The sequence below is a fragment of the Maricaulis sp. ABE4_448 genome (genome assembly GCF_056160825.1).
Genome location: NZ_JBSWXX010000003.1, coordinates 329,531 through 343,719 on the forward strand (window position 1 = coordinate 329,531; position 14,189 = coordinate 343,719).

Annotated in this window: 7 protein-coding genes; 2 read left to right on the forward strand and 5 right to left on the reverse strand. The window is 63.8% G+C overall.

All coding sequences use genetic code 11. The features are described from left to right. Positions 1-38 precede the first annotated feature (38 nt). Positions 39-2,552: a TonB-dependent receptor gene (locus ACXAJV_RS10660; protein WP_475085160.1), complete on the forward strand. Its 2,514-nt coding sequence runs from the start codon at positions 39-41 to the stop codon at positions 2,550-2,552. A 70-nt stretch (positions 2,553-2,622) separates the two neighbouring features. Continuing rightward, entirely contained in the window at positions 2,623-3,684 is a 1,062-nt protein-coding gene (locus ACXAJV_RS10665) for a tyrosine-protein phosphatase (RefSeq protein WP_475085162.1), read from the forward strand. 74 nt (positions 3,685-3,758) lie between these two features. Here the strand turns inward: ACXAJV_RS10665 and ACXAJV_RS10670 are convergent, their stop codons facing one another. The 5 genes from ACXAJV_RS10670 to glnA form a co-directional block, all read right to left on the reverse strand. Continuing rightward, entirely contained in the window at positions 3,759-6,335 is a 2,577-nt protein-coding gene (locus ACXAJV_RS10670) for a M14 family zinc carboxypeptidase (RefSeq protein WP_475085164.1), read from the reverse strand. Between the two features lie 158 nt (positions 6,336-6,493). Continuing rightward, positions 6,494-8,515, reverse strand: a complete 2,022-nt coding sequence (gene parE / locus ACXAJV_RS10675) for a DNA topoisomerase IV subunit B (protein ID WP_475085167.1) — start codon at positions 8,513-8,515, stop codon at positions 6,494-6,496. 39 nt (positions 8,516-8,554) lie between these two features. After that, a complete protein-coding gene (locus ACXAJV_RS10680) occupies positions 8,555-9,160 on the reverse strand; it encodes a transglycosylase SLT domain-containing protein (RefSeq protein WP_475085169.1) in 606 nt (201 codons plus the stop codon). Positions 9,161-9,219: 59 nt separating this feature from the next. Continuing rightward, positions 9,220-12,591: an autotransporter family protein gene (locus ACXAJV_RS10685; protein ID WP_475085172.1), complete on the reverse strand. Its 3,372-nt coding sequence runs from the start codon at positions 12,589-12,591 to the stop codon at positions 9,220-9,222. 169 nt (positions 12,592-12,760) lie between these two features. Next, positions 12,761-14,164 carry a type I glutamate--ammonia ligase gene (glnA, locus tag ACXAJV_RS10690; RefSeq protein WP_475085174.1) on the reverse strand — a complete coding sequence of 468 codons (1,404 nt, stop codon included), beginning with the start codon at positions 14,162-14,164 and terminating at the stop codon, positions 12,761-12,763. Positions 14,165-14,189 lie beyond the last annotated feature (25 nt).

The following is a 14,189-nucleotide window of genomic DNA, read 5'->3' on the forward strand; positions in this document are numbered from 1 at the left end:
CGGTATGGCGTTCCGGGTTATCCACTCAGGGGGCGATCATGTCGCGTACGTATCTACTCACTTCAATCTGCTCGATGGCGCTTGCAGGAACGGGCCTCGCCACGGCCAGCGCCCAGGACGCAGCCGATACCGATGTTATTACGGTCACGGCCTCGCCGATCCGGGACTCCCAGGCCGCCGCAATCGCGCTGAAGCGCGAATCGGACAATGTGCTCGACGTCATCTCCGCCGACACGATCGGCCGTTTTCCCGACCAGAACCTGGCCGACAGTCTGGGCCGGCTTCCCGGTATCGCGATCGAGCGCGACCAGGGTCAGGCCCGTTTCATCAACTTCCGCGGCGCGCCTTTCCGCTGGACCGCCATCGCCTTCGACGGCATTGATGTGCTCGGCGCCGAAAACGGCCGCATCCCGCGCTTCGACAGCTTCCCGTCGGTGATCACCTCGGCGGTCGAGGCCCACAAGGCGATCACGCCGGACATGCCCGGCGAGGCGGTCTCGGGTTTCGTCAATATCCGCACCTACAACCCGTTCGACCGTGAAGGGCTCAGCGTGTCGGCAGAAGCCGGCATGGGCGAGCAGGAGCTCGGCGGTGGCGATATCGGCAAATACAATGCGCGCCTGTCCTGGTCCGGTGAGGAAGTCGGTTTTGCCGTCTTCGCCTCGCACAATTCGCGCGAACAGGTGACCGATAACCGCGAACTCGATCTGTCCATGGATGCCAGCGGCACGCTGACCGTCAATGAGCTGGACTTCCGTAACTACATCGTCGAGCGCGAAGACAATGCCTATGGCGGGCATCTGGAATTCCGTCCGGCTGGCTCGGTCACCCGGGTTTTCGCGTCCACGCTCTATTCCGAATTCATCGACCGCGAACAGCGTAACCAGTACGTGTTCGACATTGCCGGCGGTGCCGGCGCCCTGAGTTCCGCGCCGACACCGGGCGAGACCGGCTATGCGCCGCTGGTCCTGGTCAGCCGCCTGCTCGAGGATGGCGAGTATCACAACTCGACCTGGACCTCGACGCTGGGTCTGGACGGCGATTTCGGTGACTGGTTCGTCGAGGGGCGGCTCAATTTCACCGAGACCACGAATGACACCGATCTGCCGATCGCCTACAGCGCTGGCGGTACCGCCGCGGCGAGCTTCGATGTCAGCGACGTGGAATCGCCGCGCCTGAGCGTGTTCCAGCCTTTCGGCCAGACCGCGCAAAACCCGTCCACCATCGCCTATGGCGCCAATCTCGCCTACATCATCGACATGGCTCTGGACACGGAAGCCTGGAAGGTCCGCCTCGACGGCGAGCGCGAGATCACGCTTTTCGGCCGCAGCACCGATATCCGTACCGGCTTCCAGTATGACAGCCGCGAAGCGGTCGGGAACGGGATGAGTTTCGCCATCGGCGGCTTCCCGTCCACGGTCGACATCGCCAGTTTCGACACGGGCGAGGCTTGGAATACCGATTTCGAGAACACGATCGGTGGCACCTATTACGACAATGCCGGCCTGCGCGAGGCCTGGTCGGCGGCGGCCGGCGGTCTCGGCATCGATCCGGCGGCCGACCAGCTGATCGAGATCGAGGAAGACATCATCGCGGCCTATGCCATGGCCACGACCCATTTCGACGGCGGCAATATTGTCTATGGCGCCCGGGTCGAGATGACCGACTACACCACGGCCGGTCCGGAACTCGCCGTCGCCCATTCCGACGACTATGTGAATGTGCTGCCGAGCGTGCACGTCAATTTCGATCTGCGCGACGATCTGAAATTCCGCGTTTCCGCGTCCACCGGCCTGTCGCGCCCGACCTATACCGAGCTGCGGGCTTCGGCGGCGGTCGATCCGACCAGCCGCACCGTCACCGGCGGCAATCCGACCCTGGATGCGGAAACCACCTGGGGCTTCGACGGTTCGCTGGAATGGTATTTCGCCCCGGCCAGCCTGCTCTCGGCCGGCGTGTTCTACCGTCATGTCGACGATGTGATCTATGTCGACACGACCACGATCGATGGCGGGCTCTACCTGCCGGCTGCCGCCGGCGAGGACTGGACGCTTGCTGGCCCCGTTAACGGGGGCGAGGGCGAGCTTTCCGGTTTCGAACTCAACTTCATCGGCCAGGCCACCGACCTGTTGCCGGCTCCGTTCGACGGGTTCGGCGTGTCGGGCAATCTGACGGTTCTGGACAGCAGTTTCGACACGCTCTCGGGCACCAGCTTCTCGCTGCCGGGCACGTCGGACGTGATCTACAACGCCTCGCTCTTCTACGAGAAGGCCGGCTTCTCGGCCCGGGTGAACTACCAGTATCGCGATGCCTGGCTGTCCACGACGGAGAATGACAGCCTGGCCGAATACTGGGACGAGCAGGAACGCGTCGACGCCTCGGTGCGCTACGTCCTGCCGGCCACGCCGGGCGGCGTCGGCGTCACCCTGTTCGCCAATGCCAACAATCTCACCGATGCGGTCGATGTCCGTTATGCGGGCACGCGTGCCACGCCGAACCAGGTGGAGGGCTATGGCCGCCGCTTCCTGTTCGGCATCCGTGTCGACTACTGATCCCACGAGCTACGAAGCAGGTGGCCGGATGCCCACGGGTGTCCGGCCGCCAAAATTCAGGAGACCCATCATGAATCGCTATCTGTTTGCCGGTGTTGCCGCGCTCGCACTGACTGCTGCTGCCGCTGCCGACGCTCCTTTGGCCGAAGCCGTCCGGGATGCCGACGGAACCATCGCGGTGAGCTGGACGCTCGAAGGTCCGGTTGACGTCTTTGTCGCCTATGAGGCGGGTGCCGGTGTCGAGGCGGCGACCTCGCTGTCGATGGACGATGAGGATGGCCGGTTCGCCTATGCGCCGGCGCAGGCTGGCCGTCCCTACTTCCTGTTGCGTCCGGAAGAGGGCGATGTTGTCGAGGTTGCCGAGCGTGTTCTGCCGCTGGAAGGCGGCCGCAATTTCCGCGATCTGGGCGGGTACCGCACGGCGGATGGCCAAAGTGTCAAATGGGGCCGGCTCTACCGTTCCGGCGCGATGCATGAGCTGACATCACAGGACTATCAATACCTGTCCGGCCTCGACATCGCGGTGATCTGCGATTTCCGCGCGAGTTCGGAACGGTCCGAGGAGCCGACCGAATGGGCGGCCGGTTCTGCAGACCATATCCAGTGGGATTACGAGCTCGATATGTCCAGCTTCGCCGAAGCCTTTTCTGGCGAGATGTCGCCGGAACGGTCTGCTGCCGCGATGACGCAATTCTACCGTCAGGCACCGGCAGAGTTCGCGCCGCGTTACGCCGTGATGTTCGAACGGATCACGGCCGGTGACCTGCCGCTGGCCTTTCATTGCAGTGCGGGCAAGGACCGGACGGGGATTGCGGCCGGCCTTATCCTGACGGCGCTGGGCGTTCCGCGCGAAACCATCCTTGCCGATTATGCGCTGTCCGATGACATCGTTGACTACATGGCGGATCTGCGTGAGCAGCGCGAGCACATCGATCCGGAGGGCCCGATGGCGTTCTGGGCGCAGTTGCCGGACGATATCATCGTCCCCTTCATGGCGTCCGATCCGGCCTATCTGTCAGCCGCATTCGAACAGATCGAAGCCGACCATGGCAGTGTCGAGGCCTATCTTCGTGACGCACTCGGTGTCAGCGAGGCGGAACGCGACGCGATGCGCCGCGAACTGCTGGACTAGCACTCGCCAGATGAGAGACGAAAGAGGCCGGCCCGGGATACCGGGCCGGCCTTTTTCTGTCTGAACAGACGGGATCAGTAATCGCCGCGCGGACGATCGATCAGGTTGCCGAAGAAGATGGCATTCAGGAACATTTTCTCGGAACCGCGGAAGGTCGCGCGGAAGTTGGGATTGTCGGCGAACAGGATTACCGAGCCGCGGCCCAGCCGCCGGGCGACGACGGCGGGCGTGCCGGCGATCTCGTCGAGACGCCGTTGCGAGGCATAGCCCGACAGGAGCGGGTCTTCCGGATATTCCACCACAACCGCAAACGGATCGTCCTCCGGACGCGCCAGGGTCAGCGTGGTGTTGCGGTGAAGCGGGATGAAGCGGTCGGTATAGCCAAAGCCGATCGGATGGCTGGTATCCAGATCGCCGGCAAAGATCGCCCCGCCGATGACGTGTTCGGCATCGTCGACGGACATGGCGGAATAATTGCGGCGGGCCAGCGGCTCGTCGCTGGAGCTCTCTTCCTCCTCGTCCTCGACATCGAAGAAGGTGCGTTCGGCCATGCGCGCGGCCTGGCGGGTGGCGATGATTACGCCGCCATCCTCGCGCACCCATTGTTCGACGCGGCCGTGGGTGCTGGAGGGCAGGGCGGTATTCCCGCCACCAACGATGACCATGTGCGTATAGCGCGACCAGTCGAGGCCCGAGAGATCGTCCTTGCGCCGCAGGGTCACCGGAATATGCATGCGGTGATCGAGCTGGTGCCAGACTTCGCCGGTGTCATAGGTGGCGATCCCGTCATCGAACAGCACCAGCACTTCCGGACGTTCCACCGCACGGAAACCGCTGCTGTCGCCGATATCCGGCGTGCCCGAGGCGGTCGAACCGGACGTCACGGCATAGACGGCCACCCCGTCCTCGGCGGCGATGTCGCGGACCATGGCGTGAATCGCGTCACGATCGGTGTCTTGCCCCACCAGCGGCACGAAGACACTGCCCGGACCGAAGTCAATCCGCCCTTCGCTGGTCGAGATGGTCGCCGGTTCGGTGGCGACGCGCACGCGGATGTCGGCGTCCAGCAGGCGGTAGAGCGCGCGCGGGGCGTAATAGTCCGACCAGCGCAGGACATAGCCATAGGACGAGACCGGCGGGGCCGGCTGCACGACCGGCTCGACGGTCACTTCATCACCGAGGATGGCGGCGTTAAAGCTGCGGCCGACGGCGGCGTAATCGAGATCGTAGGCCAGTGGCAGGGTCCAGCCGGACACGTCGTAGAAGATGTTTTCCTCGAATTCGGTGATCCGGTCGAACATCGAGCGGATCATCGTGTATTGCGGCTGGGCCAGTTCGACGGCATAGGCCTCGCCGGCGCGCCAGGTCCGGCCATCGACCGTGACGTCGCGGGCCAGCGCGTTGACGCGGATATCGTGACGCTCCAGCAGGTCGACAAACAGCCCCGCCCGCACCGGATCGCCTTCGGCGGAGAAGACAAAGGCGCGGTCGGCATCATTGCGGCCGGCCTGCAGGGCGTTGGCGAAAAACTCGCGCTGGTAGTCAGCGATCTCGCGGTGCTGGGCGAGGGCACCGGAGACGGTCGTCAGCGAGGTGCGGAAATGGGTGCGCACATTGTCGGCATGGCTGACGAGGCCCCGGCCGCTCTCGATCAGGCCGCCGCGGGCCGCGCCGATCTCGAACAATATGCCCAGCGACCCATTGACCTGCGGATAGGTCGAACCCTTGCCGACATAGAAATTGTCGAAGCCTTCTTCGGAGGTGTAGAGGCGCGCCTCGCTGTCCAGGAAGGCGATGTGGTGCTGGGCGATGCCCTGGGTCAGTTCGCGCGCCTGTTCCGGGATCAGGGGATTGCGGCGCAGCGGCTCACCGGGGTGGAAGTAGAACGTGCTCTCGGTGCCCATTTCGTGGAAATCGGCCGACACCATCGGCTTCCAGCGGTGCCACTGGGTCAGCCAGGCTTGGCTTTCCGGCTGGGTCTGCAGCAGCCATTGGCGGTTGAGGTCGAACCAGTAGTGATTGGTCCGCGCCGTGGTCCACAGATTGTGCTGTTCGTGATCGGGATCGGTGACCGGAATGGTCGCGCCATAGGTCTCCACATGGTTCACCCGGCGCGCGTGACCGTCCGGATTGAAAATGGCGGTGATCAGGATGACGCTTTCGCGCAGGTCCGCCTCGACTTCCAGGCCCTCGGCGGCGGCATAGTGGTAGAGCGTCGGGATCGCAGCATCCATGCCGGCTGACTCGGCGCCGTGGACGCCATAGTTCAGCCAGATGACGGCCGGCGCATCCGGATCGGCTTCGGCACCGGGCGCGAGACTGGCCAGATGGGCCTCGCGGATATCCTCGATCCGGGCATGGTTCTCCGGCGATGTCACCGTGAAGAACAGGATCGGCCGGCCTTCATGGGAATGGCCGATTGTCTCGACCGTGATCCGGTCGGAGGTTTCGGCAAGCTGTGTCAGGTAGGTGACCATCTGGTCGTGGCGGACGGGGCGGTCGCCGACGCCAAAACCGAGCACATCCTCGGGTGCCGGAACGCTCTCGTCATACGGCGTTGCGTCCAGCTGGTAGAATTCGATCGGTTCAGCCTGGGCAGACGCGGCGGTGAGTGCCGCCAATGCGCCGGCCAGAGCGGTCAGTCGAGCCATGATATCCCCTCATCATTGTGTTTGAGAGGAAAGCTAGCGCTCCTGCTGCGCAACGCCAATGCCCGCGACAGCAGTTGTCCGCAGCAACCGGGGAGGGACCGGAGCGTGATCCGGTGACGTGGAAACCGGTCGTCCGCCGCCTGGATTGCGCGACGGCTCTAGAGGTCCAGCTCGGATTCGTCGACGAAGGCGGCATTGTCCTGGATGAATTTGAAGCGGGCTTCCGGCTTCTTGCCCATCAGGGTTTCCACCAGCGCTTCCAGGGTCGGCAGTTCGTCGGCATCGATCACGACCCGCGCCATCGTGCGCTTGTCCGGATCCATGGTGGTTTCCTTGAGCTGGGACGGTGTCATCTCGCCGAGACCCTTGAAGCGGCCGATCTCGACCTTGGCATTCGGCTTGAACTCGTCGGCCATGATCTGGTCGCGATGCGCATCGTCGCGCGCATAGAGCGTGCGGCTGCCCTGCGTCATGCGGTAGAGCGGCGGTTGGGCCAGGAAAAGCCGTCCGGAATGAATGAGTTCCGGCATGGAACGGTAGAAGAAGGTGATCAGCAGGGCCGCGATATGGGCACCGTCGACATCGGCGTCGGTCATGATCACGACGCGCTCATAGCGCAGATCGTCCAGCTGGAAACGGCTGCCGGTCTGGCAGCCCAGCGCCTGCAGGAGATCGGAGATTTCCTGGTTGGCGGCGATCTTGTCGGCGGTGGCCGAGGCAACGTTCAGGATCTTGCCGCGCAGGGGCAGGATGGCCTGGGTCTGGCGTGAGCGGGCCTGTTTGGCGGAGCCGCCGGCCGAGTCGCCCTCGACGATGAACAGCTCGGTGCCATCGGCGCCGGAGCGCGAACAGTCGGCCAGCTTGCCCGGCAGGCGCAGGCGGCGCGAGGCGGTCTGCCGCTTGACGTTCTTTTCCTTGCGGCGGCGCATCCGGTCGTCGGCGCGCTCGATGACAAACTCGACCAGTTTCGCTGCTTCCTTGGGCGAGCCGGCAAGCCAGTGATCGAACTGGTCGCGCACGGCCGTCTCGACCAGCTTGGCCGCTTCCGGCGTCGCCAGTCGTTCCTTGGTCTGGCCCTGGAATTCGGGATCGCCGATGAAGACGGAGACGAGGGCGCCGGCCCCGCCCAGCACATCTTCCGGCGTGATGTTCGCCGCCTTCTTGGCGTGAGTGTGTTCGGCATAGGCGCGCACACCCTTGGTCAGCGCCGCGCGCAGGCCCTGTTCGTGCGTGCCGCCCTGGGGCGTGGGCACGGTGTTGCAGTAGGACTGGCAGAAACCGTCGGCTTCGCTGCCATAGCCATTGCCGGACCAGGTGACGGCCCATTCCACGCCGCCGGCGCCATCCTCGCGCTCGACCTTGCCGGAGAAGGTCTCCGTCGTGATCAGCGCTCTCTTGGCCGCCATTTCCGTCATCCGGTCGGCCAGGCCGCCCGGGAAGCACAGGATATCGTCGGCCGGGGTTTCCGTGCCCTCGACAAGGGAGGGCGCGCAGCGCCACTGGATCTTCACACCGCGGCGCAGGAAGGCCTTGGAGCGGGCCATGGCATAGACGCGCGCTGGCTTGACCCGCATCTTGTCGCCGAAAATCTCCGGATCGGGCCGGAAGCGGATCTTCGTGCCGCGGCGATTGGGGGCAGGGCCGACCTTCTCGATCGGGCCCAGCGGCAGGCCGCGCGAATAGGATTGGCGCCACAGCGTCTTCTCGCGGGCGACCTCGATCTCGACGGTTTCCGACAGGGCGTTGACCACAGAGATACCCACGCCGTGCAGGCCGCCGGAGGTCTTGTAGGCGCTGTCGGAGAACTTGCCGCCGGCGTGCAGCACGGTCAGCACGACTTCCAGGGCCGACTTGTCGGGGTATTTCGGGTGCGGGTCGACGGGGATGCCGCGGCCGTTGTCGGTGACGGTGATGAAACCGTCCTCATCCACAACGACCTCGATACGGTCGGCCCAGCCGGCCACCGCTTCGTCCATCGAGTTGTCGAGGATTTCCGCGAACAGGTGGTGGAAGGCGCGCTCATCGGTGCCGCCGATATACATGCCCGGCCGGCGGCGCACGGCCTCCAGACCTTCAAGAACCTCGATATGGGCGGCCGAATATCCCGGCGCCGGCGCTTTTTCCGGTGTCGGGGCGGGGGCCCCGCCGAACAGGTCGTGGTGCGAGTTCTGCGAAGACATGGGCCCAGCATGCACCAGGCGCAGCGATTCGGGTATTTTTCAGAGCAGCCAGAAGCGGCTGCGCGACAGGCGGCGTTCGCAGCGATCAATCTGGGCCTGATAGCTGGCGGCATCGCGGGCCACAGTGTTGGCCGCATTCATCAGCCAGCCCTTGGAACGGTAGGTGCCGCGGTTATAGCCGCCATGGCCCTCATGATAGGTCAGATAGAGCTCGCGCGCCTGGTGTGGCTGGACGCCGGACAGCTGGCGGCTCTTGGACGAATACCAGCCGATGAAATCGACAGCGTCCTCGAAATCGTCGCGATCCGCACCGCGGCGGCCCGTGTCGCGGCGATACCAGTCCCAGGTGCCGTCGAGTGCCTGGGCATAGCCATAGGCGCTGGACGGGCGGCTGGTCGGAATGATGCCGAGCAGACGGTTGCGAGCGGGGCGGGCATGGGCGTTGAAGCTGGACTCGCGGCGCAGGATCGCCATCTGCACGCCCGGCGGGATGCCCCAGCGCTGTTCGGTGCGCTGCAAGGCCCGCCACCAGGATCGATTGTCTTCCAGAATGAGGCAGGCATCGGTCACCTGGTCCGGCGGACGGTGTCCGCAGGCGGAAAGGCCCACAAGGGCGCACAAAAGAAGAAGGCTCGCACGCATCATGCGTACGAGCCTCGCTCATTGTGGTTAACCGGCGGTTGCCGGAGCGTGTTTTCGCCAGATCAGAAGACCATGCGCATCACGAGACGGGCCGTGTGGCGGATGAAGTCGTCGCGCACATCGGCATCGTAATCGAGCGAGAAGGTCGAGTAACCCGAACCGGCGCTGACACCGAAGCCGAACAGCAGGCCGGAGCCCGGCAGCTGTTGAGAGCGCAGGATGAAGGTGTCGTCGTAATCGGCGAAGCGCGCTTCGGTTTCCAGGATGTTGTTGGAGAACTCGCTGCGATAGCCCAGGCGCACGACCGGGGACCACCAGCGGCTGGAATTCTCGTACAGGGCGCCCATCGTCAGGACGGCCGAACCGGTGAAGCTGGTCGAGTCACGGTCGGAAACCGACAGATCGACGCCGATACCGCCGCCGGTTTCGGTATAACCTTCCTCGAACAGGTGCAGGTAATCCACCGACAGGGCCGGGCGAGCATAATAGCGACCGCCGAACTCGAAATCACGCGAGACACGGGCCGACCCGGTGATGTGATAACCGGTCCATTCAGCTGACGGGCTGGCGTCGAACTCGCCGATCAGGACGCGGCGATTGTGCTCGAAACTGTCAAAGCCCGCACCGCCATAGAGGTCGACATTGAGACCCGACACGCGTGAGCCGGCATAAACACCCAATTGTCCCGTCAGGGCCGTCATCGGATCGTCGACACCGTCGACTTCCGACACTTCACTGGCCGCACCGACGAAATTCACGCCGACCGCGTAGAAGGGACCAACCGGTCGGTCAAAACCGACGGCGACGCCGATGCCCTGACCGCGATAGCCCGGACCGAAGGCGTTGCCGGCACGGTCAGCGAAATAGCCGAATTCCTGCACCCAGAGCCCGCCGGTATCTTCCGGGCTGCGGCGCACGGCTTCCAGGCGGTTGGCCAGCGCGCCGATCGCGCTGTCATTGCTGGCCATCGCGAACTGGATCGCGCTGGCGGCATATTCGGGCAGCAGCTGGTCGTAGGCGTCAAAGAAGGCGTTCTGGTTGGTCAGCGCCGCGATCGCGGCGCCCAGCTCACCGTTTTCGGCCCAGCTCTCGAACGCGCTGGCGTAGGCGGCAGCCTGGTTGGCATTCATGCCGAGTGCGTCGGCATCCTTGCGCTCCAGAGTGAGGACGATGACGTTGTCGTCATCGGCAGAGCGTTCCAGGCTGGTATTGTAAAGATAGGGCGAGGGCGAGTCGTTCAGCGTCGCCAGGTCTTCCTCGATGGTCAGCGTGTCTGCCCGGACCAGTTCGAATGTGCCGCCGCCGCCGATCAGGTTGGACATGGATACCGACAGGCGCGAACCGGCCTCAAAGGTGATGCTCCCCGAAGAGACGATGCGGCGGACGTCGTTATTCTCTGCATCGACCTGCAGCATCAGAACCGAACCGTCGCCGAAGCGGCCTTCGGATATCTCCAGGTCGCCGCTTTCCACCAGTTCCAGCGTGGCGAAATCGAGCGCGATGGACAGATTGCCGTCGGAATCGGAAATCGCGCTGGTGATGTATGGCAGCGCGGCCCAGATTTCCTCGTCGGTCATCGGATCGACAATGCCGTCCTCGATCAGGCGCAGGATTTCCGCATGGACCGTCGATCCGTCGACGACCAGCGCATCCTGTCCGTCGCCGAAGGAGATCGCGCCATTGATGCGTCCGGCCTCCACGGTGAGCGTGTCATCGCCCGAGCCGAACAGCACATCGCCGATCATGTAGATGGACGCGTCGAGCACGGTCGGCTCGGTCGTGTCGTCATCGCCGTCGTCAGGAACGGCTTCCCAGTGCTGTCGATACGTCACGCCTGTGGTGTTGTTCGACACATCGAGTGCGACAGTGCGGTAGTCCGGATTGTCGTCCGGCGAGATCAGATCACCGTCGGCGTCATAATAGGCGGGCCGCGGGATGTGGGATGCGAGGATGCGGCCGGTATTCTCGATCGAGCGCAGCGTGCCGGAGCGGTCGACGATCGCATAGCCGCTGCCGCCATTGCTGCCGGAGGCGACGATCTGTCCGGAGTTCACAAGCTCTTCGAGCACGCCATTGTCTTCGATGACAATCGCATAGGCGCTGCCGAAGGCGGTCGCATCGACCGTATTTTGCGAGGTGGCGGTGATGTTGCCTTCATTGGTCAGGATCGGCAGCAGCGCGCCGTCCTCGAGATGGATGGCAATCGCCGAAGCCGCGATCGTGTCGGAATAGGATGTCGTCGAAATGCCGCCGGTATTCAGGAAGCCGTGCGTGAGCTCTGCCGTGAAGAAGGCACCATTTCCGTCATCGGCACCACCAAACCACAGGCCGGTTGCCGACGTGTCATTCAGGTCCGAGTTCGCGGAGATCGACCCTCGGTTGACCAGCGAATAGCCCAGCGGCGTCGCGGGCAGGCTTTCATCCTCGTCTTCCGTCGTGTCATCGTCCTCGACGGCAGGCTGGATCGCTTCACCGATCGCGATATCCCCGGTCGCGGCAAAAATCCTCAGGGCCGGGGCCTCGCCGCGAATCGAAATCGACGAGGTGCGGGACACCCGATTGTCTTCTGTCGGTGCGTCCAGCAGCATCCCGTCGGCGATGCTGGACTGGATCAGAACGGCGGCGCCAGCCTGGAAGCGGTCGTCGTCGTCAAGGGTGTCCAGATAAGCGTCATTGTTGGAGTAGGCGGAAAAACGGTATCCCGTGACGGAGAGCGCGCCGTTGAAATAGAAACCGCCGCCGATATCCCCGGCCACGGAAACTGCGCTGGTGTCTTCGCCGCGCGCGGTGATGCTGCCGCTGAGCGCCAGATCGCCGGACACCGTGTTCCTGATATCAACGACAGCCGAACGGTCGCCGATCATGGACATCGTGCCTTCCAGCCGGATGTCGCCATCCACGCTGGTCAGGACGCGCAGGGCGGACGAGTCATTGCCGCGCACGATGAGCGAGCCGGAACTGTCCATATAGATGTCGCCGACAAACGCCCCGCTACCGTCGACAAGCACACCGATGCGGTCGCCGCCGATGGCCGAGGGGCCGTCAATATCGCTGTAACCGGCGTCTTCGTCCTCGCCATCATCGGTCGGATCGCTCTCTGAGCCGACATTGATGGGACCGCTGATCGTCAGATTGCCCGTATTGCCACCGACTACATGGACGCCGATCCCGCCATCATCGTCGCTGACCACGTCAATCGCGCCGTCAATCGTGACGTCATTATTGCTGTCCAGCGTAACGGCGGTGCCCGTATCGGACAGCCGCACCCGGCCGTTAGCCGTGATCACGATATTATCGGCAACGCCGCCGGAGCCGGCTGTCGATGTCGCGACCGGCGTTGTGATCTCGTCATTGATCTCGCGATCGGCGAGGGCGGACGGGGCGGCGACGGTCAGCGTGGCGATAGCGCTGGCAAACATGAGACGGCGACGCATGCGAACTCCTGACGAGACTACCCGAGACAAGCACAGGGCGAATGGAAAGCGATTTGTAGCGAATGGATTGCGCCGCGTCGACCTCGCCGGACGCCGGGATGCAGACAGAAAAACGGCCGGGCGATAACCCGGCCGTTTTCAGCTCTCTTTCAACTGCGCGACGCAAGGCCTAGCAGGAGTAGTACATGTCGAACTCGACCGGGTGCGGATGCATCTCGTAACGCAGCACTTCTTCCATCTTCAGGTCGATATAGGCGTCGATCTGGTCATCATCCATCACGCCGCCCTTCTTGAGAAAGGCCCGGTCAGCGTCGAGCGATTCGAGCGCTTCACGCAGCGAGCGACAGACGGTCGGGATGTCCTTGAGCTCTTCCGGCGGCAGGTCGTAGAGGTCCTTGTCCATCGGATCGCCCGGATGGATCTTGTTCTCGATCCCGTCCAGACCGGCCATCAGCAGGGCGGCGAAGGTCAGGTAGGGATTGCCGGCCGGATCCGGGAAGCGGGTTTCCAGACGCTTGGCCTTCGGCGAGGACACCCACGGAATACGGATCGATGCGGAGCGGTTGCGGGCCGAATAGGCCAGCAGGACCGGCGCTTCGAAGCCCGGCACCAGCCGCTTGTAGGAGTTCGTCGAGGCGTTGGCGAAGGCATTGATCGCGCGGGCGTGCTTGATGATGCCGCCGATATAGTGGAGGCAGGTCTCCGACAGATCGGCATAGCGGTCGCCGGCGAACAGCGGATTGCCGTCCTTCCAGATCGACTGGTGAACGTGCATGCCGGTACCATTGTCGTTCCACACCGGTTTCGGCATGAAGGTCGCCGTCTTGCCATAGGCATGGGCCACCATGTGGACGGTGTATTTGTAGAGCTGCATGCGGTCGGCCATCGTCGTCATCGACGAGAATTTCATGCCCAGCTCGTGCTGAGACGGTGCCACCTCGTGGTGATGCTTCTCCGGCTCGCAGCCCAGCTCCTCGAGAACCGCCAGCATCTCGGTGCGCATGTCCTGGCCGCTATCGATCGGATTGACCGGGAAATAGCCGCCTTTGGGGCCCGGGCGGTGTCCCATGTTTCCGCCTTCGAAGTCGCCGTCGGAATTCCACGGGCCTTCTTCGCTGTCGAGTTTGTAGCCGGTTTCTTCCTGCGAGGTTTTCCAGCGTACATCGTCGAACACGAAGAATTCGGCTTCCGGACCGAAATAGGCGGTGTCGCCGATGCCGCTCGCCTTCAGGAAGGCTTCGGCCTTCTTGGCGGTCGTGCGCGGGTCGCGATTATAGCTCTCGCCCGTACCCGGCTCGAGAATGTCGCACAGAAGGACCAGAGTCGGCTGCTGATAGAACGGGTCCATGTGCGCCATCGAAGTGTCCGGCTTGAGCACCATGTCGGACTCGTTGATGGCCTTCCAGCCGGCGATCGAGGAACCGTCGAACATCACGCCGTCCTCAAAGAAGTCCTCATTGACCTGGGACCGGTCGAAGGTGACGTGCTGCAGCTTGCCGCGCGGGTCGGTGAAGCGAAGATCGACGTACTTGATGTCTTCGTCTTTGAGTTTCTTCAGGATTTCGTCTGACATGACGGGGCTCCGGATAGTGGGGTCG

What these genes read in the sequence shown, in the direction of transcription:
- ACXAJV_RS10670 (WP_475085164.1), bottom strand. Translation starts at nt 6,335, where the DNA reads ATGGCTCGACTGACCGCTCTGGCCGGCGCATTGGCGGCACTCACCGCC.
- ACXAJV_RS10680 (WP_475085169.1), bottom strand. Translation starts at nt 9,160, where the DNA reads ATGATGCGTGCGAGCCTTCTTCTTTTGTGCGCCCTTGTGGGCCTTTCC.
- parE (WP_475085167.1), bottom strand. Translation starts at nt 8,515, where the DNA reads ATGTCTTCGCAGAACTCGCACCACGACCTGTTCGGCGGGGCCCCCGCC.
- ACXAJV_RS10665 (WP_475085162.1), top strand. Translation starts at nt 2,623, where the DNA reads ATGAATCGCTATCTGTTTGCCGGTGTTGCCGCGCTCGCACTGACTGCT.
- ACXAJV_RS10660 (WP_475085160.1), top strand. Translation starts at nt 39, where the DNA reads ATGTCGCGTACGTATCTACTCACTTCAATCTGCTCGATGGCGCTTGCA.
- ACXAJV_RS10685 (WP_475085172.1), bottom strand. Translation starts at nt 12,591, where the DNA reads ATGCGTCGCCGTCTCATGTTTGCCAGCGCTATCGCCACGCTGACCGTC.
- glnA (WP_475085174.1), bottom strand. Translation starts at nt 14,164, where the DNA reads ATGTCAGACGAAATCCTGAAGAAACTCAAAGACGAAGACATCAAGTAC.